This window comes from Sphingomonas sp. DC1600-2 (assembly GCF_049897605.1).
Lineage (GTDB): Bacteria > Pseudomonadota > Alphaproteobacteria > Sphingomonadales > Sphingomonadaceae > Sphingomonas.
In genome coordinates, this window is record NZ_JAFCWO010000002.1 from 218,978 (window position 1) to 240,134 (window position 21,157).

General features: G+C 64.7%; 12 protein-coding genes. 9 read left to right on the forward strand and 3 right to left on the reverse strand.

Annotation, left to right across the window (positions count from 1 at the left end; genetic code table 11):
• Nucleotide 1 precedes the first annotated feature (1 nt).
• Together ACP7BL_RS04500 and ACP7BL_RS04505 are read right to left on the reverse strand one after the other, a co-directional pair.
• Nucleotides 2-3,646, reverse strand: coding sequence for a S8 family serine peptidase (locus ACP7BL_RS04500; RefSeq protein ID WP_426257735.1), 3,645 nt, complete (start codon nt 3,644-3,646; stop codon nt 2-4).
• Nucleotides 3,647-3,648: 2 nt separating this feature from the next.
• Complete coding sequence (locus ACP7BL_RS04505) at nt 3,649-4,758, reverse strand: hypothetical protein (RefSeq protein WP_033965154.1); 1,110 nt, start codon at nt 4,756-4,758, stop codon at nt 3,649-3,651.
• 615 nt (nt 4,759-5,373) lie between these two features.
• On the opposite strand from ACP7BL_RS04505, the gene ACP7BL_RS04510 reads away from it, so the two are divergent.
• The 9 genes from ACP7BL_RS04510 (at nt 5,374) to ACP7BL_RS04550 (ending at nt 20,854) form a co-directional block, all read left to right on the forward strand.
• Nucleotides 5,374-5,919 (forward strand): RNA polymerase sigma factor, encoded by a 546-nt coding sequence (locus tag ACP7BL_RS04510; RefSeq protein WP_052192357.1) that lies wholly within the window; start codon nt 5,374-5,376, stop codon nt 5,917-5,919.
• Nucleotides 5,912-6,919 (forward strand): FecR family protein, encoded by a 1,008-nt coding sequence (locus ACP7BL_RS04515; RefSeq protein WP_426257736.1) that lies wholly within the window; start codon nt 5,912-5,914, stop codon nt 6,917-6,919. The genes ACP7BL_RS04510 and ACP7BL_RS04515 overlap by 8 nt, the downstream gene beginning before the upstream one ends.
• 101 nt (nt 6,920-7,020) lie before the next feature.
• A complete protein-coding gene (locus tag ACP7BL_RS04520) occupies nt 7,021-10,236 on the forward strand; it encodes a TonB-dependent receptor (RefSeq protein WP_426257737.1) in 3,216 nt (1,071 codons plus the stop codon).
• Nucleotides 10,236-12,032 (forward strand): ABC transporter ATP-binding protein/permease, encoded by a 1,797-nt coding sequence (locus ACP7BL_RS04525; RefSeq protein ID WP_426257738.1) that lies wholly within the window; start codon nt 10,236-10,238, stop codon nt 12,030-12,032. Before ACP7BL_RS04520 ends, ACP7BL_RS04525 begins: the two co-directional genes overlap by 1 nt.
• Nucleotides 12,029-12,352: a thioredoxin family protein gene (locus ACP7BL_RS04530; RefSeq protein ID WP_033965147.1), complete on the forward strand. Its 324-nt coding sequence runs from the start codon at nt 12,029-12,031 to the stop codon at nt 12,350-12,352. The genes ACP7BL_RS04525 and ACP7BL_RS04530 overlap by 4 nt, the downstream gene beginning before the upstream one ends.
• Nucleotides 12,349-14,892, forward strand: coding sequence for a prolyl oligopeptidase family serine peptidase (locus ACP7BL_RS04535; RefSeq protein ID WP_426257739.1), 2,544 nt, complete (start codon nt 12,349-12,351; stop codon nt 14,890-14,892). The genes ACP7BL_RS04530 and ACP7BL_RS04535 overlap by 4 nt, the downstream gene beginning before the upstream one ends.
• A complete protein-coding gene (locus ACP7BL_RS04540; protein ID WP_033965145.1) occupies nt 14,889-15,944 on the forward strand; it encodes a PLP-dependent cysteine synthase family protein in 1,056 nt (351 codons plus the stop codon). The genes ACP7BL_RS04535 and ACP7BL_RS04540 overlap by 4 nt, the downstream gene beginning before the upstream one ends.
• A gap of 170 nt (nt 15,945-16,114) precedes the next feature.
• Nucleotides 16,115-18,085: a beta-L-arabinofuranosidase domain-containing protein gene (locus ACP7BL_RS04545; protein WP_426257740.1), complete on the forward strand. Its 1,971-nt coding sequence runs from the start codon at nt 16,115-16,117 to the stop codon at nt 18,083-18,085.
• A gap of 291 nt (nt 18,086-18,376) precedes the next feature.
• Entirely contained in the window at nt 18,377-20,854 is a 2,478-nt protein-coding gene (locus tag ACP7BL_RS04550; RefSeq protein ID WP_341203234.1) for a TonB-dependent receptor, read from the forward strand.
• 80 nt (nt 20,855-20,934) lie between these two features.
• Here the strand turns inward: ACP7BL_RS04550 and ACP7BL_RS04555 are convergent, their stop codons facing one another.
• Nucleotides 20,935-21,132 carry a hypothetical protein gene (locus tag ACP7BL_RS04555; RefSeq protein ID WP_033965143.1) on the reverse strand — a complete coding sequence of 66 codons (198 nt, stop codon included), beginning with the start codon at nt 21,130-21,132 and terminating at the stop codon, nt 20,935-20,937.
• Nucleotides 21,133-21,157 lie beyond the last annotated feature (25 nt).

Sequence of the window (21,157 nt, forward strand, 5' to 3'; positions counted from 1 at the left end):
TTTACTCGAAATCCTGTGTGTGAAGCATGGCAAAGGGCTCGCTTTTCACGGTTGAATCGGCGTTGAAATAGGCGGCGCGCAGCCCTGTTAGCGGGCGCTGTACATAGGTCGCCTGGCTACTGTATCGCGCGCTGCTGTCGATCCGCTTGCGCACGACATAATTGAGCGCACCACTGTCACGCGCGATGATCAGCGTGCATCCGCCGCGAAAACGCTGGCCGTCCTTGGGATCAGCCGGATACCAGCTTTGCGTCAGCTCGACGATCAAATCGCTGCGGATCGTGCCATCGGGGCCGACCCGCCGCAGCGTGCGGACCGAGTGCACTTCGGGCCCGCGCACATTCCCGACAATCGTCGTAACGGTTCCGTCGGCGGCGGTCGCTTGCTTGTTCATTGGTCCAGCGACGCGCGCGATGCCGAACAGCGTTAGCCAGTCATCGGGTGCCCGCTGCACCAGCCAATCGTGGAACACCCGCGCATTGTGCGCCGAGCGACGGGAAATTTCTTCCCGTGTGGTATCCAGCGGAAAATCGAGCGCCATCGCGTCGACCACTTCCTTGAAGGAGACGTGGAGATCGGGCGTTTCCCAGGCGAGCGTATCGGGCGATACGCTCCGCACATCGCGCGGGGAAATTCCGCGCGCGCGAAATGCAGCGGTGATCGCAACGCGATAGGCGCGCCGGTCGTCGGGCACGAGGTCTCGGTCGGCGGTGATCACCGCGCGCAGATACTCGCCAAAAGTGATGTCGAACGGCGGACAATAATCGAGCGCCCGGATCATGATGTCGAGGAAGCGCCCGGCAATCTTGCAGACCGCAATGGTCAGCGCGTCGACCAACGGGGCGGACAATTCCCCCGGGGGCAGGACACCCGATGCCCCGGTTGCGAGCGCGATCAACTCCTTCGCCTTGCATTCGTAAATCCGCAAGAACGCATCGAACACCGCCGCAACGAGCACTGCGCCGCGATCATGCGCTTCGGTCGCGGCGTGATAATCGTCGATGCTGACCGGGCGCGATTTCCAATGCCCCTTGGCATCGATCGTGCCGATATAATCGCGCAGCGCGCCGCGCTGCCCCGTTGCCTGGCCGAATTGATAGGCGAGTTGCCCCAGACGGTTTCGCGTGAACAGGTCACCGCGCGTCGCCGCGATCTCGGGCCGCACGGCGTCGGGGAGAGTGAAGTGCAGGAACATCGCGACAATGTCTGCAAAGCCCTCGTGAAAGGCGAGGACGTCGGGGTTGGTCGGTTCGATGAAGCGCCGGTGCAGCCCGTCGAGCAAGGCGTGCGCGGTTTCGTGCGCAACGATGTCGTGCGACAGCGCGGCGAAGACCGTCGGACGCGCAATGTCGGCATGGTCGCAAATCGCCGGCGACTGGAAATAGCCGAGCAGCAACGCTTTCTTGGCCGGACTGTAAAACGCGTTGGCGGCGCGCAGTGCGTGCGGATAGATACGCAGCCGCTGGACATAGCGCCCGCTGATGTCGGTGCCGTTCGGGTCCCGATATGGCGACCACAACGCGCGCCGCCCGAGCGCGTGCTCGAACGCCTCAATCGTGCGCATCGCGACGGCATAGACCATTTGCTGGTGAAATTGCGGATCGGTCTCGCTCGGAAACAGGCCGTGTTCGTGCAGCAGATACGGGTCGTCGAGCGCGACTGGCGCATACGCCGCCGAACTCGCGGGATCGACGTCAACGACTTCGAGATATTCGCCGACAGGCCCCGGTGCGAGCCGCTCCCAAGCGACACTGACGGTCGTGACACTGCGCGCGACCGTGTCGAGCCCGGTCCCGAGCGTCGGATCCGACGCGAAGATCCGCACGTGCCGACGCAACGGTGCCGAAATCACGGGCTGGCGGGCATTGGCCAGCTTTGCCGACGCGTTCAGCGCCTGTGCCGAGGGGCTCGGTGGCGATTCCAAGGCTTGTGGCGCTGCGCCACCATCGGTCGGAGGCGGAGCGCCGGTGTTACTGGCACCGGCAGCCTTTGCAAGCCATTGGCGCAGTGTCATCGAGGCGCGCGCGTCGGTCGCCAGGGTAGCCGCCAGCCGTTGGCGGGTGGCCGCGGCAAGCTGATCGGGGTCGGCGTCGAGATCGGGCAGGATCGCCTCGATCACCGGATGCAGCGACAATTGCAGTGCCTCGAGCGACAGCATCGCATAGGTCGGATCATCGCTGGGATCAGTCAGCCCGACTCCGAGCAAGGCCCGCAGGAACGCGAACGAGGCGGTATCGGGCTTCTCCTGCTCGAGCTCGGCGAGAGGGACCGACTGCGCCGCCATTCCGACCGCGTCGAGCGTGCCGCGACCAAGTTTGGGATTGGCACCGCCCCGCGCGCTCGCGAACAGGGCGTAGCGGATCGCTTCGACCCTCCGCCAATCCTCGGGAAGCTCCGCGCTATGCGCGCTATCGGCCAGCCAGATCGCCGCAGCGGCAGCGACTTGCGGGGTCGCCGAGGATGTTCCGGAACCGTCATGATCAACGACCGTCGGCGCGCCGATCCGCGCCCACGGAAGGTTGGGGGTGGCGGCGGCGATCGCGGTGCGCATCTTCGACGCAGGGCCGTAATTCCCCGCCATCAGCGTCCCGGGCAAATCGGCATAGGGCGATCCGTCCGCCATGACCCCGCACGCCGCGACCACGCGATTGAACCGGGCGGGAAACACGATGTTGCGCGTCGGCGCATTGCCGTAATTGTTGCCCGCTGCGGTCACGACGAAAATGCCCGCGTCATAGAGTGCGTTGACAGCATCCGCCCACGCTTGCGAGGGGAGCCCGCCCATGCTCATCGTCACGATGTCGATCCGCTTCTCGGGATCGTCCTTGAGGCTAAAGACATAATCGAGCGCGCGAGCAATCGCACTGTTGCTGAACAGCACGACACGATCGGCGACGCGGATCGGCACAATCTCGACGAACGGGGCACCACCGATCGTGCGCGTCGGATCGGCCGGGTCGCGTCCGGCGAGAATCCCGAGCGTGCCCGTGCCGTGCCCGCGATTGGTCAGCGGGCCGTCGACCTGATCGCTGGCATCGTGCAGATCCTCGCCCGCCACGAAATTGCGCGCCAGCGTTCGGTCGATCCCGACGGGCAGCGCCTGATGCCCAGGATCGTACCCTGTATCGAGCTGCGCCACGCGCACGCGACGCCGCCGCGCGGTCGGCACGCCGTCAAGCCGCGCAAGCGCGTCAAGGAACCCGCTATGCGCCGCATCGCGGTACCAATCGTCGTCGGTCTCGCGTGGAAAACGCGAGTCCTGCGGCACGGAGACCGGATCGTTTTGCGACAACGCCAATGCCGGCGGGACCTCATCGCGCTGCCACAACCAGTTCTGCCGGATATCGGGTTCGACAAAGTCCACCTGCGCGGCAAGGCCGAGATCTTGCGCCCGCAGCCGATGCGCGGCGTCCCACGGCGATAGCGTCGTGTCGCCGAGCTGCACCTCATACCATTGCGCGGCAACGCCAGCCCCGCCCGCAATGCCAAGTTCAGACGCCAATCCGGCATTGATCGCCGGCATAAGCGGTACAACCGCAGCGCGCATGGCACCCAGCATCGATAGGTGCGCGTCGGACAGCGCAAACCCGGTCGCGCTCGGCGCACGTGCCTTGACCAGCAGGCGAATGTCCCGATCAACCGGCATGATCAAGCCTTTCCAGCGGCAGGCACGAGCGCGGGCTCGACGATATTGGCCAGCACGGCGGACAGCTGACGCTTGAGCTGCTCCAACGCGGCCGCATCCGTCGTTTTGGCGATACGGGCCTGTAGGTCGGTTGCCTGGCGATTGAAGCGCCAGTCGGATGCAACTTTGGCGATCTCCAGCACATCGTCGAGTCCCGTGGCGACGCCGGTCTTGGATGGGTAGAAACGCCGCGCCATGTCGGCGGCGACCACCCCGGGAGTGAAGCCTTCGAGCTCGGGCCGCTCGCCGCCATAGACGGCAATTACAACATAGGGTTCGTCGCCCGTATAAAGCCGGTCATCGCGATCGATCAGGCCCACATTGGCGCGGTAGCGAAGCTTCTGAAGATCCGATGTGGCGGGAGCAACGAGTCGAAAATCGGCCGCAACCGGCGCATAGCCCGGCAAATCGAAGCTGAGTTCTGCACTTTGGTGCCAGCCGGGCGAACGCGCGCCGATCGCATCGATCAAGCTGCCCGCGAGGGGAACGAGCTGGCCTGCCGCCAGCAAAGCGCCAGCATAAGGCAAAAAAAGCGGGACACCGGCTGCGGCGGTAAATGCGCCTCCAAGCTTTGTCAGCAAGACGGGATCCGGCGGGGCCGCGACGATCTCAAAACTGGCGACCACCTGTGCCGTAGCGACCGCTTTTTGATAGGCCACCAGTCGCGTACCATCCGACAATGCGTCTGGTCCCGCGAGCAACGCGTGACGCCCGGTCTTGCTTGCCACGAAATTCAACCCGCGCGCGCTCGCCTTGACGGAACTCCAGTCCTTCACGCCAGACACCACCGCGATGTCCCCCGTTCCGTCGAACAGCGATTTCGATCCGACGTTTCCGGTATAGACGCTCCGAATATCGATCGTCATCGGCTTGCCATAGGCGACTGCGGGAAACGCCACGGCATCGCCCTGCCCTACGTCGACCGCGGCAAAAGACAGCACCCCGCCATTGTCGAGAGTGATGGAAGGTTGTGCGCCCGAACCGGCTGCCACCAGCCGCGTCACCTCAGCGCCCTTCACCGCAAATTCGCCTTCGGAAATCAAATGCTCACCGAAAATTCGATAGACTGCCATGATTTCCTCCCGCAAACGTGCTAATCTATACTGTATCAGTATTTGATATTTCGCATTTTCACGAATCGGACGATTTTTCGGAAAATATACATATCCGAAATTGACGGACAAGAGAGATAATTCAGAATTGACCTGGAATGCGGGATTCCAGACTGTAAAATATTTCAGAATATATTATAATAAACTGTTCGATTCTAAAAATAAGATGGACTTTCCATCATCCATAATGCGCCGAATCCATATCGTTTCGGATATGTAAGTTTCCGTCCAACTGCAGTGAGTCCGGTAGATGTCCACTCTTGCCGCTCACCTGACGATAGGGTCGACGATCGGACACACGGGGACCGCGCACGCTCGTTCGCTTGGGCTTCGTTGTCCCGTGGATCAGGACGTCCGAAGCGTAGTACCCGTCGTCGCAACCAATCAGTCGCCGAGACCTTGCAGCGACCCGAGCCACCACGCGGCCAGCGGTCTAGACGCAGGCACCGTAAAAAGCGCCGTTCCGACAGATATCGGGCGCGCCGGGAGCGGCCTGCCTCGCAGACCAAATTTCCGGCAAGAGGTGACTTGCAGGACGTGATCTGCAAGTCTGGTGGGCAACCAGTTAGGATTGCAATGCCGGTCGAGCGAAAGTCGAACATATCGCAGCAGGAGCGTTCCACGCTTCTGGAAGCGCTTGCGCGGCGCTATTCGGCACCCCTTGCCCGCTATTTCGCGCGTCGCACGCAGCACCGCAACGACATTCCCGATCTCGTGCAGGAAGTGTTGGTGCGCGTGTCGCAAGTGTCCGACATGACCGTGATCGAAAAGCCGGAACATTATCTCTTCCGCGCCGCCGCCACCACGCTGACCGATCACGCCCGACGCGAGCAGCGGCGGCATAGCGCGCATCACATTCCGCTCGATTCCGAGGCGCACGGCGATACGGATTTCTCGCCGGAACGCGTCTTGGCAGGTAGGCAGGCGGTAGCAGCGGTAGAAGCGGCGCTGAGAGCGCTGCCGGAGAGGACGAGGACGGTGTTCGTATTGCGGGTGCTGGAAGATCAGAAGACGGCCGATGTTGCGCGTCTGCTGGGCATCTCCACCCGCGCGATCGAGGCGCATCAGGCAAAGGCGATGGCAGCGGTCGCGCTGGCGGTTCGGGCGCACCGCGATGACTGATATGGAGGATGCCCGGATCGAGCAGGCTGCGCTGTGGTATGCCCGTATCGAAGGTGCTGCCGACCGCGCCACCCTCGCGGCCTTCGAGCAGTGGCGCACCGACGCCCACAATGCACAAGCCTATGCCGAGATCGCGGAGTCGATGCGGCTGGTGCGGAGCGCGGCGAAAAGCCCCGAGCTGCTGGCTTTGCGGCAGGAGACGATCGCTGGTCTTGTCGTGTCACCGCCGACCCGCAGGCGCTGGCCAGTAGCGGTCGGGGCGGCCGGGGCGACGATTGCCGCTGGCATCGCCATCGCGATATGGTTCTCCTTCCCGCCGCACGTCGCGCCCGTCGCCCGACCCGCCCAGGTCGCCACCGCCGCGCCGCCGCGATACGGGACCGGTATCGGCCAGCGGCTGTCCGTCACGATGCCGGACGGATCAACCGCTACCCTCAACACCAATACGCGGCTGCAGGTCGCGTATGACGCGCACGCGCGCCGCCTGGTCCTGGAGCGCGGGCAGGCCGTGTTCCATGTCGCCAAAGGCCAGCCGCTCCCGTTTGAAGTCGTCGCCGGGGGCCGGACGATAACCGCGCACGGCACGGTTTTCGATGTCCGGCTCGACAGGGACGCGGTTGCCGTCGCTCTGTTCGAGGGCAAAGTGAGCGTGAGCGGGGGCCCCGGCGGCAGGGAGAACGCCCTGCTTCCCAACCAAATGCTCACCGCGTCGGCAGCGGGCACGCGCGTGACGCCGATCCGCTCGACCGAGCAACTGACAAGCTGGCAAAACGGCATGATCGTGTTCGATGACGAGCCGCTCTCCGTGGCCGTGGCCGAGATCAACCGCTACGTGCGCCGCCCGCTCGTCATCGGGGACGCCGGGCTATCGTCGCTGCGCATCAGCGGGGCCTTTCAGTCGGGCGACACCAAGGCGTTCGTCGAGGCGATGCAGCTCTACTTCCCCGTCCAGGCCGACGAGCGCGATCCGGCGCGGATCATACTTAAGACAAAGCCGTGACCAACTTTTTGCAATTTTCTTACGATTTCTGATTCGGGTTCGTTCGGATCTGGCGTCTCACGCTGCATGGGCTTCTGCGAAGCCGTTCAGGGGACAATGTGATGACGAACGGGAATCGGGTAAAGCGAGTGAACACGCGGGCGCACCGGATGGCGATGGCGCTTGCCGGCAGTGCCGCTCCGATGCTGCTGATTGCCCTGCCCGCTCCCGGCCACGCGCAACAGGCCACGGCTCGGTTCGACATCGACGCGCAGTCGCTCTCCTCGGCGCTGAGCGTGTTCGCACGGCAGAGTGGCCGCCAATTGCTCTACACGCCCGATCTGACGCAGGGCCGCCGCGCCCCCGCGCTGCACGAAACCCTGCCGCCCGAGCTCGCGCTCTCGCGGCTGCTGCGATCGTCGGGGCTGACCTTTCGGCAAACCCCTTCGGGCGCGTTCCTGTTGATCGCACCGCGCGACCGGGGCGGACGCACCCACACCACGTCCAGCCAGCGCGCACCCGACAACGGCGCGCCCGGAGATCCAGCGCCACCGCTGACCCGCGCCGATCTGCCCTCGGCGGCAGCCCCCGACATCGTTGTCGTCGGCGGCTCGCTCAACACCGATATTCGTCGCAGCGAAAACGGTGCCCGGCCCTATGTGGTGTTCAGTCGGCAAACGATCGAGCAGTCGGGCGCGCAGAACCTCGACGACTTCTTGCGTCAGCGCCTTACGGCCGCAACCAGCGGGGCAAGCGCGTCGCAACTCGGCGGACGCACGGGCAATGCCAGCTCGATCAACCTGCGCGGCCTCGGTGCCGACGAAACCCTGATCCTCGTCGATGGTCGGCGCCTTGCCGGCTTCTCCGTCGCCGGGTCGCTCGCCCAGCCCGACATCAACGGCATCCCACTCAGTTCGGTCGAACGGATCGAGGTCTTGCCGACGAGCGCATCGGGCATTTACGGCGGCGGCGCGACGGGCGGCGTCATCAACATCATTCTGCGGCGCGATTATCAGGGGCTGGAAGCCAAGGCCACCTATGACGGCACGTTCGATGGCGGCGGCGCGCGCAAGCGCATCGATCTGAGCGGCGGCTTCCCGCTCGAAGGCGGCAAGACGCGGGTGATGCTGTCGGGCGCATGGTCGCAGAGCGATCCCTTGCTCAACGGCCAACGCGACTATGCGAGCAAGGGCCGCGCACTCACCGCCGCGCGCAACCCCGCTTTCTATTATGGCAGCCCGGACGTGATACCCGTGGGTGCCACCACCAACATCGTCGGCTACGATCCCGACACGGGATTGCCCGCCAACCTCGTGCTCAAATCGGGACAGGCGCTTAATTCGGCCTATGCGCATGTTGCTACCGGGGCGACCGGAGCGGTTGGCTCGGGGCTGGTCGCGGGCAGCTATTCGCTCGCGACGCCCGATACTGCGGTCGCGGATGGCAATCGCCATTCGCTGCTCAACGCGTCGCAAGTGCTATCCGGCATGGTCAGCGCACGCCGCGAGTTTACCGCCAGGCTTTCGGGCTTCGTCGAGTTCGCCGCCTCGCGCAACCGCAGCCAATTCCTCACCACGCAGGCCAATTCGGTGTTCCAGCTTGCCGCGAGCGATCCCGGCAATCCTTTCCTGCAGGCGATCCAGGTGGCGGTGCCCGCTGTCGGGGCCGATCAGGAACTGCGTACCGAGATCCAGAATTACCGGGTCGCGGGCGGCTTCACGTGGAAGCTCGGCACGGATTGGTCGCTCGGTGCGGACTATACGTGGAATCGCTCGCGCTATCAGGCGACCTTGCCGAGCTACATGGACACCGATGCCGCGCAGGCGGCGATCAGTAGCGGTGCGCTCTCGATTTTTGCCGATCCCGCTAAGAGCAATCTCGATTTCAGCCAATTTCTCTATGGTCGCGCGACGCTGACTCCTGCCGCGACGACGTTGCAGGATGCGGTCGTGCGGGCCTCCGGGCCCTTGCCGGTGACCCTTTGGGGCGGCGCGGTGCGGATTTCGGGCTCGCTGGAACACCGCGTCGAAAGCTATGGCGGCTCGCGCTTCAGCGGCACCGGTAGCAACGGCGTCCGTTCGGCGATCGCGTACCAACCGCAGCGCCAGATCGTCAGCAGCGGCTATGCCGAGCTGGTATTGCCGGTGGTTTCGCCCGGCAACCACGTACCCGGCATCCATTTGCTCGAAGTGCAAATCGCCGCGCGCCATGATGAATATCGGACGCGCGGATCCCGCCAGATCGCGATCGCCGACGACGGCACTCCGCTCGAAGACGGCGAGCGGACCTCCAGCAGCTTTGGATCGACCAACCCGACCGTGGCGCTACGCTACCAGCCGACCCAGGACCTGACCTTGCGCGGCAGCTACGCGACGGGCTTCCTGCCGCCGACCGTCACCCAGATCGTACCGAGTCAGTCGCCGCTTACGCTACCCGGCTATTTCCTGAGCTTCCTGCGCGATCCGCGCCGCGGCGGCGAGCCGGTCGGCGCGACCGGCACCGATTTCACCTTGAGCTATACCGGCTCGGGCACATTGCGACCCGAACGATCGACCAGTTGGTCGGCAGGCGCGATCCTTACCCCGCGGTTCGTGCCCAATCTACGCCTCTCGGTCGATTGGAGCCGGATCAGCAAGCGCGACAATATCGCCTCGCTCGCGACCTTGTCCTCGCGCGACTTTACTTTCGAGGGAACCGTGCCAGGCCTTATCAAGCGGGGGCCGGTGGCACCGGGGGACCCTTACGGCGTCGGGCCGGTGACGGGGATCGACCTTGGCCTGTTCAACGTATCGCGGCTCAAGGTCGAGGCGCTCGACTTCGCGCTCGATTACAGCCTGGTCACCAAGCGGATCGGCACCTTCAACCTCACCGCCAACGCCACCCGCGTCCTGTCGCTGGCGGCGCAGGTCACGCCCGGGTCACCGTGGATCGAATATGTCGGAACCGGCAGCGCCGCAAATGTCGGCGGCGCGAACGATGGCGGCGCGCTCAAGTGGAAAGGCACGGCCACGCTCGGCTGGCAAATCAACCCGGATCTGACGGCAAGCTGGACGGCGCGGTATTTCGGCCCCTACTTCTTCGACGAGACCCACGACGTTCAGGCCAATCAGGGCAGCGACCATATCGGCAGCCAGATCTTCAACGATCTGTTCGCGTCGTATCGCTTCGCGCTGTTCGGCACCAACAAGTCGACCCGAATCGAGGGGGGCGCGCGCAACATCTTCAACGCATCCCCCCGCGTCGACGTGATCGGCACTGGCTTCAATCCGTCAGGCTATAGCTATTTCGCCGATCCGCGCGGGCCCTCTTATTACCTTACCATCCGACAGAATTTCTGATGGCCATGTCGATGCGGAGGGGCCGGCAGCCGGGCGTGCTGCCGGAAGCGGCCAGCTATGGCCTGTGGAACGACATCCGGTTCGCCGCCCGGCTGATCGCGCGATATTGGTCGGGCAGCGACCGGATCTGGGCATGGGGCGTCGGCGGGTCGCTTGCCGCGCTGGTCGGCGGCGCGGTCTATGCGGCGGTGCTGCTCAACAGCGCCAACCGCACCTTTTACGACGCGCTGACCAACCGCAACCCCGATGCCTTTCTGATCCAGTCCTTTGTCCTGGCAGGTGTCCTGGCGCTGGTGACGGCGGTCGCCATTCTCCGTGATTTCCTGCGGCAATTGCTGGAAATCCGCTGGCGCAGCAGCCTGGTCGAGCGCTACCTTGATCGCTGGCTGCGCGACGACGATTACCACCGGCTGGAGTTGTGCGGCGCGATCGAGAACCCCGATCAGCGTATTCAGGAAGATGTGACGCTGGCGGTCCGCGCCACCATCAAGCTCGTCATTGAGGGCACGACCAGCGCAGCGATGCTGGTCAGCTTCGGTCTGTTGCTGTGGCGGCAAAGCGAACCATGGCATGTCGATCTTGGTGCGGCGCACTTCACAGTCGTCGCCCCGTTCGTGTGGCTCGGTCTTGCTTATGCACTCGTCGGCGCGTGCGTGACGCATCTCAGCGGCCGTGCGCTTACGCGTACCAACGTCCGGCAACAGCGTTTCGAGGCCGATTTTCGCCACGCACTGATCCGCGTGCGCGACCATTCCGAGGCAATCGCATTGTACAACGGCGGCAGCGCCGAGCGCGTGCGGCTCGGCACCGCATTTGACCGGGTACGGCACAATTGGCACCGCATCATGGGCTTTACGCTGCGGGTCAATCTCGTCAGCGGGCTCTATATTCAGGCGATCGGCGTGCTGCCGACCTTCCTCAGCGCGCCGCGTTACTTCGCCGGTCGGATGAGTTTCGGCGGACTGATGCAGATCGGCATGACGTTCGCGCAATTCGTCATGCAGCTCTCCTGGTTCACCAACAGCTATGCCGAAATCGCCGAATGGCGTTCCTATATCGAGCGTCTGCATCGGCTGGAGGACATGCTGGCAGCGCCGCTGCCGCATGGTGCCGAACGGCGCTCCGGCGGGGCGGATTTCGTGGCGCGCGACCTGCGCCTGATGCGACCCGACGGCGAGCCGCTTGCGATAGTGCCCGATTTGCGCATCGCGCCCGGCGCGCGCGTGCTGGTGCGCGGCCGCTCCGGACTGGGCAAGAGCACGTTGTTGCGCAGCCTCGCCGGACTGTGGCCGTGGTCGACGGGGGAGATCGTGGTGCCGGGGGATGCACGCGTCCTGTTTCTACCGCAGCGCGGCTACCTGCCGGAAGGGTCGCTTGCGGCGGCGCTCGTTTATCCAGCGCAGCCTTCGGACGTGCTGCGTGCATCGATGCAGCGCGTGCTTCGCGACACGCAGCTTGGCGACCTTGTCGATCGTCTCGATGAAGTTCGCGATTGGGCGCGATCGCTGTCGCCGGGTGAACAGCAGCGTCTGGCGGTCGCGCGTGCGCTGCTCCAAGCACCCGATTTCCTCTTTCTGGATGAGGCGACCAGCGCCCTCGACCCTTCGCTGGAGCGGCTGCTCTACGAACTGATCTCCGATCGTCTGCCTGGCGCGGCGATCGTCAGCGTCGCGCACCGCGAAGCGGTCGCGCGCTATCACGATTTTGTGCTCGATTTCACGCCGGGCGAAGATGGCGTTGTGCGTCTCCAGCTCGCGCCGCTCGGCACCTCCCCTTCAACACAGGACGAATTATGACAGACTTGCGCGACGATGAGGACTTTGCCGCTTTGCTCGCGGCGGCGGGGGACGTGCCGGTGGTCATCGATTTTTGGGCACCATGGTGCGTGCCCTGCAAGACGATGACGCCGCTGGCCGAAGCGCTCGCCGCCGACTTCGCTGAAAGCACGCACTTCGTGAAGGTCGATATCGATGCCGCACCCGAGCTTGCCGCTCGCTTTGGCGTGCGCGGCGTGCCGACCTTCCTACGATTGGAAAACGGTAGCGAAACCGCCCGGCTGACGGGCCTCACCACCCGAACCCGGCTGGCCGCCTTGTTCGAAGGCGACGCAGCATGACCGACCACGCGATCACCCCCGCCATCACGCTGCTGGCACGCTTCGCCAAGCGTGAAGATGCACAGGCCGAATGGCAGGCGGCCGCCGAGGGACGGCGCGACCGACACCGGCTGGCGTCGATGATGGTGCTGTGGGCACTTCAACAAGTCGATCCCGACGGCACGTGCGAAACCGGGCTCGCGGTCGCCACACTTCATCAGCGGCTGCTGGCTGGCGATCCGCCACCCCGCGCCGAATGGTCCAGAGTGCGGCGCGCGGCGCTCGCAGCGACCGACCGAGCTCCGCGCGGCGAACGTGTCGTATATGAAATGGCTGAAGCCGCCGCCTGGGATCCCTCAGGCGCATCAACCGTGCTGAGCGATACCTTGCTGCCGTGGCTGATCCACGTCTCCACCAACGCGATGGCAGCCTGCGGCTGGACCGGTGCCGACAGCGACGCCATCGGCCCCTTTGTCGCGCGCGCACTGGAAGAGGATGCCGAGGCGGATCCGTATCGCCTCGTCCGGGCCGAAGCCCCCGAGCTCTTCGCCCGGATGGAAGCGGCCGGTGCCGCAGACGCCCGCGAAATCCGCCGCGTCGCTGAGGCGACCCTCGCCGCGCTGTTGGACGCAACGCTTTCGCTCCCGGCCGACGTGCCGTTGATTCCGCGCGTCGACCTGTTCGGCAACCCCGATCGTTACGGCGCGCAGATCGATCCCACCGGCACCATGCTTGCCTGGATCGCGCCAGCGGGCAATGTGAACAATATTTGGGCGGCCCCACGCGACGATCTCGCGGCCGCCTATTGCCTCACGCGCGACGACAAGCGCGGCATCCATTCGTTTGTCTGGGCCTATGACGGCGCAACGATCCTGTATGTGCAAGACGCCGATGGCGACGAGAACTGGCATGTCCACGCCGTCAATCTCGATCGCGCAACCCGGGACCTGACTCCGTTCCCCGGCGCGCAAGCGTCGATCGCAGGCCTCAGTCGCGATGTTCCCACGATCATCGCCGTGCAGATCAACGCGCGCGACCCGCGCTTCCACGACATTTACCACATCGATCTCGCCAGCGGCGCGGCAACCCTGATCGAACAAAATCCGGGCTTCGGCGGCTTCGTTCTCGACTCCCGCTTGCTGCCGCAACTCGCGATCGCACCTCGCGCCGATGGCGGCCAGGACGTTTTGCGCCGCGGCACTGCGGACTGGGAGCTATGGTTCGGCTTCGATCCGGACGATGCCCGCGCCTCCCGCATCGCAGGCCTTTCGCGCGATGGCGCAACGGTGTTCGTGATCGACAGTCGCGACCGCGACACCGCCGCACTTGTCGCGCTGCCGCTCGCGGGTGGACCGGCACGGATGCTCGCGGAACAACCCGATGCCGACATCGAAGGCTATCTTTCCGACAGTGAAACCGATTGGCCGATTGCCGTGGGCTATACCCGGGCGCGCAACACGCTCGCGCCGATCGGTGAAACGGTCCGCATCGACCTCGAACGGCTCGTCGCCGCCGATCTCGGCGAATTCGTGATTACCAGCCGCAGTCTGGACGATCGCCGGTGGACGATCCAGGCCGATCGCGACGATGTTCCCTCCGCCTCGTGGTTGTTCGATCGCGACGACGGCACACTGACTCGCCTGTTCTCGGCCCGGCCATGGATCGAGCATGTCCCGCTCGCCCGCACCACTGCGGTGACCATTCGCGCGCGCGATGGCCTCGATCTGATCAGCTACCTCACGCTGCCGGTGGACCGGCAACCCGACATGCGCCTTCCGCTCGTCCTGCTGGTCCACGGAGGCCCCTGGGCGCGCGACCGGTTCGGTTACGACAATGAGCGCCAGTGGCTTGCGAACCGCGGCTATGCGGTGCTCGCCGTCAACTTCCGCGGCTCGACCGGTTTCGGCAAGGCGTTCCTCGCGGCGGCACGAGGGGAATGGGGCGCGAAGATGGACGACGATCTTATCGATGCAGTCGAATGGGCCGTCGCAAGCGGCGTCGCCGATCCAGCGCGCATCGCCATCATGGGCGGAAGCTATGGTGGCTATGCCGTGCTGTCCGGCATGACTCGCTCGCCCCACGTCTATGCGTGTGGCGTCGACGTTGTCGGCCCGTCCAGCCTGGAAACGCTGATGGCATCGATCCCGCCTTATTGGGAGGCGCAACGCGTCATGCTGTATCACGCGGTCGGCGACCCCCGAACCGAAGCGGGCGCAGCGCTGCTCCGCGAGCGGTCGCCGCTCTATCGCGCCGATCGCATCGCGCGCCCGCTGCTGATCGGCCAGGGTGCCAACGATCCGCGCGTGCTCCAGTCGGAAGCCGATCAGATGGTTGCTGCGCTGCACGCCAACGCCGTTCCCGTCACCTATGTCCTGTATCCCGACGAAGGCCATGGCTTCGTGCGCCCTGCCAACCGTCTGTCGTTCAACGCGGTGGTCGAGGCATTTCTCGCACGCCATCTCGGCGGTCGTTTTCAGCCGGTTTCACCGGGTGAGTTCGACGGCACGACCATGGAGGTCCGCGAGGACAGTGGCGGCGTCGCGACGATGCCGGTCGCATGACGAGAGCACGCGACTGGTGCGGGACGGCGGTGCGAACGATCGAAACCGAGCTTAACCGTTCCGCCGACACCCACCTGATCCGCCTCGAACCGAAGGGCGCGCCGGGCATTTTCCTGTACCTTAAGGACGAATCGACCCATCCGACCGGCAGCCTGAAACACCGGCTGGCGCGCTCGCTGTTCCTCTACGCGCTGTGCAACGGCTGGATCGGGCCGGATACCACGATCGTCGAGGCGTCGAGCGGGTCGACCGCCGTGTCCGAGGCCTATTTCGCGCGGATGATCGGCCTTCCGTTCATCGCGGTACTGCCACGCGGCACTTCGCCCGAAAAACTCGCCGCCATCGCGCTTCATGGCGGCCACTGCCATGAAGTCGACGATCCGCGTTCGGTGCGCGCGACCGCCCAACGACTCGCACGCGAAAGCGGCGGGCACTTTATGGACCAGTTCACCTATGCCGAACGCGCGACCGATTGGCGCGGCAACAACAATATCGCCCAGTCGATCTTCGAGCAGATGGCGCAGGAGCCGCATCCGGCCCCCGACTATATCGTCTGCGGCGCGGGGACTGGCGGCACTTCCGCGACGATCGGCCGCTTCCTGCGCTATCGTCGGTTGCCGACGCAATTGTGCGTCGCCGACCCCGAGCACTCGGTCTTCCATCGCCATTATGCCGACCGCGCGGTGACCACCGTCAGCGGGGTACCGTCCTGTGTCGAAGGGATCGGCCGGCTGCAACTCGAGCCCTCCTTCCTGCCCGATGTGATCGACCGCATGATCGCGGTGCCCGATGACGCCAGCATGGCGGGCGCGCTCAGCATCAGCCGCGTGATCGGCAAGTCCTGCGGCGTCTCCACCGGCACCAACATTTGGGCTTGCGCCACGCTGATCCGCGAGATGCGCGCCCAGCGCCGTACCGGCGCGATCGTCACCCTGCTCTGCGACGACGGGCGGCGCTATGCGTCGACCTGTTTCGACGCCGCCTGGCGGACGGCGCAAGGGCTTGAAGTGGCGGCGCTTCAGCGACAACTCGACGACATTTTCGAAAGTTGACCGAGAAGATACGTCCTTCGACGCGCGATCAAGCCGCAGTTCGATCGCGCAACATCCGCAGGATGTCGGCCTGCCATGCCGAGTTGTGTTCCGGCCCGATTGATGGGACATCCCATCTTTGTTTGTAGCACAACAGCTTGCCCAGCGAAGCATAGACCGAGGAAAAGGCATTGACGAAATCGGCTTACTGTACCGGCCATTCGCGGCGCGACGTCCTTACATCCGCGGCAAAGACCGCGATCGCCGCCGGCATCGTGCCGATGAGCGTTGCGTCGGCCGGTGCCGCCGCCGCGACGCAGCCGGTCCCTGAGGCTGCGGGCACGGTGCAGCCATTCGATATCGCCCAAGTCGAACTTGGCGACGGCCCCTTTCTGCATGCCCAGAAAATGACCGAAGCGTATCTCCTGCGCCTTCAACCCGATCGGATGCTGCACAATTTCCGCGTCAATGCCGGGCTGCCCCCCAAGGCACCCGTTTATGGCGGATGGGAATCCGAGCCGATCTGGGCGGACATCAATTGCCATGGTCATACGCTTGGTCACTATCTGTCCGCCTGCGCGCTGGCATGGCGATCGACGCGCGACCCGCGATACAAACAGCGCGTTGCCTATATCGCCGACGAACTGGCCGCATGTCAGAAGGCATCGGGTACCGGCCTGGTCTGCGCCTTTCCAAAAGGGCCCGCGCTACTGGCCGCCCATTTGCGCGGCGAGCAGATCACTGGCGTGCCGTGGTACACTCTGCACAAGGTCTTTGCGGGCCTGCGCGACGGTGCGCTGCTGGCGGAGAGCGACACGGCGCGGACGGTGCTGATCGGCCTTGCAGATTGGGCGGTGATCGCGACGCGGCCCTTGTCGGACGCGCAGTTCGAGGCAATGCTCGACACCGAGCATGGCGGCATGAACGAGGTGCTCGCCGATCTGTACCTCATGACCGGCAACGCGGAGTATCGCACCCTATCGCAGCGCTTCTCGCACAAAGCGATCCTGACCCCGCTTGCGGCGGGGCACGATCAGCTTGATGGCCTTCATGCGAACACGCAGATTCCAAAGATCGTCGGCTTCGAGCGCGTCTATGAGGCGACCGGAGACTCCCGTTATCACGATGCCGCGGTGTTCTTCTGGAAAGCGGTGGCGCTGACTCGGTCCTTTGCCACTGGCGGCCACGGCGACAACGAACATTTCTTCCCGATGGCGGAGTTCGACAAGCACGTTTTTTCCGCCAAGGGTTCGGAAACCTGCGGCCAGCACAACATGCTCAAACTGACGCGGGCGCTCTTCCTGCAGGATCCGCAAGTGGCCTATGCCGACTATTACGAGCGCACCCTCTATAACGGCATTCTCGCGTCACAGGATCCCGACACCGGCATGGCCACCTACTTTCAGGGTGGGCGTCCGGGCTATATGAAACTGTATCACACGCCCGAAAACTCCTTCTGGTGCTGCACCGGCACCGGCATGGAAAATCACGTCAAATACCGGGATTCGATCTACTTTCACGACGATCGCTCGATCTATGTAAACTTGTTCATCCCCTCGACCGTGCACTGGATCGAACAAGGCGCGGTGCTGACGCAGACAACGGCCTTTCCGGAAACACCGTCGACCACGCTCAGCTGGACTTTGAAGCAGCCGACGGCGCTGACGTTGAAATTGCGCCACCCGCGCTGGAGCCCGACGGCGGTGGTCCTCGTCAACGGAAACGAGGTTCTGCGCTCCAATACCGCCGGGCACTATATCGAGCTCGCGCGCGTCTGGCGCGACGGTGATCGGGTCGAGTTGCGCCTGGCCATGCATCTCGGGATCGACCGGGCCCCGGCCGCGCCCGACATCGTTGCCCTCACCTATGGCCCGCTGGTGCTGGCCGGGGCACTGGGCCGCGAGCACCTCGAGCCCGGATCGGACCTCGTCGTCAACGAACGCAAATATGGCGACTATAACGACGCGGCTTTCGCACCGCCGACGCTCGCGGGGAATCCGGAGACGCTGCCACAAACGATCCGTGCCACCGCCAAGCCTCTTGAGTTCACGATCCCCGCTGCCGACCAGCAACCGCTACGACTGGTCCCCTATTACCGGATCGCGCACGAGCGGTACGCGACCTATTGGAAGCTGGGGTCAAACGACAACCAACCTGTGTAGAAGGCGGAGTCGTGCGCCGGGCTGCCGGCTAACGCAGGCCCCTTCGTTCGAGGCGCGACGATCGAGGCCTCCGGGTGCAGTGCCCGAGATCCGGTCGCCGCGCCGTTGCGGTCGCGCCGCCCCCGCCCCTGCCGCCGCAGAAGCAATTCTTGGCCGCGCTAAGGGTTTCGCAGCATTGTAATCCCAGGCGATGCGGAGGATTTCCAAGGTACCCGCGCTGCCAGCCGCGCGCCGCCCCGGCCTTTCTGGCCAACAAAACAAGAAACGTGATTTCGCAAAGGGACTTTGTACATGATCAACCTCCGCCCGAGCCTCGCCGTCGCCGTGTCCGCGCTGGCGCTGAGCTATGCCGGTGCCGCCAGCGCGCAGAGCGTTCCCGCCAATGCCGGCGAAGCAACCGCCCCGGAACCCGCCGCCAACCAGGACATCGTGGTGACGGGCACGCGCACGACGGGCCGCTCGCGGTTGAACAGCATCGCGCCGATCGACGTGTTGAGCGCCGCCAACCTGCAGCATCAGGGCACGACCGAACTCGCCGCCTCGCTCGCGGCGATCGTTCCGTCGATCGACTTTCCTCGGTCCTCCGCCGTTGACGGGACCGATTCGATCCGTCCGGCAACGCTGCGCGGGCTGTCGCCGGATCAGACGCTCGTTCTCATCAACGGCGTAAGGGCGCACACTTCGGCGCTGCTCAACACCAACGGCTCGGTCGGGCGCGGCTCAGCGTCAGTCGATCTGAACACGATCCCGTCGGTGGCGCTGGACCGCATCGAAGTGCTCCGCGACGGGGCCGCTGCCCAATATGGCTCGGATGCGATCGCGGGCGTCGTCAACCTGCGGTTGCGCGAAGCGCGCACGGGTGGCGGAGCGTCCGTCACCTACGGGCAATATATCACCGACGTGACCACCGCGCGCGGCGCGCGCAGCGAGCATGACGGCAAGACGGTGACCGCGTCGGGATGGCAGGGCATTGCACTCGGCGAGGACGGTTTCCTCACCATTTCGGGCGAATATCTCAACCGCGGTGCCACCAGCCGTGGCGACTTCGATCCGCGCAAGACCCCGCTGACCGTGCGGTCGCGCTTCGGCGACCCGGCGGTCGAGCAATTTACCGGCTATGTGAATGCTGCGGCACCGCTCGGCGACACCGGCTGGACGCTCTATGGCTTTGGCGGATACCAGCATCGCGACAGCACCAGCGCGGCGACCCCGCGCATCAATGGCGGCACCGACGCCAATGCCAATGCCGCGGCGCTCGCCACGCTCTATCCCGATGGCTTCACGCCGCTGATCGCGGTCGAATCGAACGATCTGACCGAGACGGCGGGCATTCGCGGGGAATTGTCGGGCTGGAAGGTCGATTTCAACGTGTCCTATGGACGGAACCAGCTCAACTTCAACACGCGCAATTCAGGCAACGCCACCTATGGCGCGAATTCGCAGAAGAACTTCTACGACGGCAAGCTGACCTATGACCAACTGGTCGGCGGGATCGACGTCTCGCGTGAGCAACCGCTCGGACAAGGCACGATCAACATCGCCTGGGGCGTGGAATATCGCCGCGAGAGCTTCCAGATCGGCGCTGGCGAGCCGACGTCCTACAATCGCGCGCCTGGTGCTGCATCCACATTGGCCGGCGGTGCGCAGGGCTTTCCCGGCTTCCAGCCGTCGAACGTGATCGACAAGCATCGCGACAACGTCTCGGGCTATCTCGACCTCGAAGCCAAGCCGACCGACAAATTGACGCTCGGTGCCGCGGTGCGCGGCGAGAGCTATTCGGACTTTGGCGAGACCGCGACGGGCAAGCTCAGCGCACGCTATGACTTCGCGCCCTGGTTCGCCATTCGCGGCACCGCCTCGACCGGATTCCGCGCGCCCTCGCTGCAACAGCAATATTTCACCTCGACCGCATCGGTGCTGGGCACCGGTGGCGCGGTGGTGGAAACCGGCCTGTTCCCCTCGACCAGCGCGGTCGGCGTGGCACTTGGCGGACAACCGCTGCGCGCCGAGAAATCGCGCAACCTGTCAGCGGGTTTTGTGCTGCGTTCGGGCGGGTTCGATCTCTCGGTCGATGCCTATCAGATCAAGCAGCGCGACCAGATTGCCCTGTCGGAAAATCTGAGCGGCACTGTCGTTGCGGCGCTGCTCGCGCCGTATAATGTTTCCGCCGGGCGTTTCCTGCTCAACGGCATTCGCTCGACCACCAAGGGCATCGATATCGTCGCGCATTATCGCAAGGCGACTCCGGCAGCCGGCACCTTCGACCTGACGGCTGCTGCCAATTTCAACGATATCAAGGTGACCAGCTTCCCGGGCAACACCACGATCACCGCGCTCGTCAACGGCGTTTCGACAAGTTCGACCCAGGCGCTGTTCACCCGCCAACGCATCATTTCGTTCGAACAGGGCACGCCGCGCGAAAAGGTGGTCGGCACGATCGACTGGTCGCTCGAGAAAATCGGTATCACCGGCCGCGCGTCTTATTACGGTGACGTGACCCAACCGAGCAGCGGCAACGGGTTGGCGGCGAATGACATTCACAGCGGCCGCCACACGATTTTCGATCTCGAGGCACGCTATCAACTGGTGAGGAACGTCAACGTCGCGGTCGGCGCGAACAACCTGCTCGACACCTATCCCGATTATGTGAAGCTCACCTCATCGGTCGGCACCACGTTGAACAGCACCGGGTTGGTGGCATTCCCGTATTACTCGCCGTTCGGCTTCAACGGCCGCTACGTCTACGCGCGTATCGGCCTGAGCTGGTAACATCGTGCAGGATTCGGGGGGCGGTCGCTTGGTGGCCGGCTCCCCGATCCGGCGTGCGCAGCAGCGGCGTGTCGTCGCCCTCAGCCATCGTGGAGGTCGAGGAACGCCACCACGTCATTTTCGGTCGCACACCACAGACCCGCCTGCACCTCTTCGGGCTGTTGGCTGGCGAGCAGCATCGCCTCGGCTAGCGGACCATAGAACAAGGTCTGCGCAACCGCGTCGTTCTCGTCGAGATAATAGAGCCGCACGGTGGCGGTGGAGGAAGTCGTGCGCATCGCGGTGTCCTGCGACGGCGCGTCG

What these genes read in the sequence shown, in the direction of transcription:
- ACP7BL_RS04505 (WP_033965154.1), bottom strand. Translation starts at nt 4,758, where the DNA reads ATGGCAGTCTATCGAATTTTCGGTGAGCATTTGATTTCCGAAGGCGAA.
- ACP7BL_RS04535 (WP_426257739.1), top strand. Translation starts at nt 12,349, where the DNA reads ATGACCGACCACGCGATCACCCCCGCCATCACGCTGCTGGCACGCTTC.
- ACP7BL_RS04500 (WP_426257735.1), bottom strand. Translation starts at nt 3,646, where the DNA reads ATGCCGGTTGATCGGGACATTCGCCTGCTGGTCAAGGCACGTGCGCCG.
- ACP7BL_RS04540 (WP_033965145.1), top strand. Translation starts at nt 14,889, where the DNA reads ATGACGAGAGCACGCGACTGGTGCGGGACGGCGGTGCGAACGATCGAA.
- ACP7BL_RS04520 (WP_426257737.1), top strand. Translation starts at nt 7,021, where the DNA reads ATGACGAACGGGAATCGGGTAAAGCGAGTGAACACGCGGGCGCACCGG.
- ACP7BL_RS04530 (WP_033965147.1), top strand. Translation starts at nt 12,029, where the DNA reads ATGACAGACTTGCGCGACGATGAGGACTTTGCCGCTTTGCTCGCGGCG.
- ACP7BL_RS04525 (WP_426257738.1), top strand. Translation starts at nt 10,236, where the DNA reads ATGGCCATGTCGATGCGGAGGGGCCGGCAGCCGGGCGTGCTGCCGGAA.
- ACP7BL_RS04555 (WP_033965143.1), bottom strand. Translation starts at nt 21,132, where the DNA reads ATGCGCACGACTTCCTCCACCGCCACCGTGCGGCTCTATTATCTCGAC.
- ACP7BL_RS04550 (WP_341203234.1), top strand. Translation starts at nt 18,377, where the DNA reads ATGATCAACCTCCGCCCGAGCCTCGCCGTCGCCGTGTCCGCGCTGGCG.
- ACP7BL_RS04515 (WP_426257736.1), top strand. Translation starts at nt 5,912, where the DNA reads ATGACTGATATGGAGGATGCCCGGATCGAGCAGGCTGCGCTGTGGTAT.
- ACP7BL_RS04510 (WP_052192357.1), top strand. Translation starts at nt 5,374, where the DNA reads ATGCCGGTCGAGCGAAAGTCGAACATATCGCAGCAGGAGCGTTCCACG.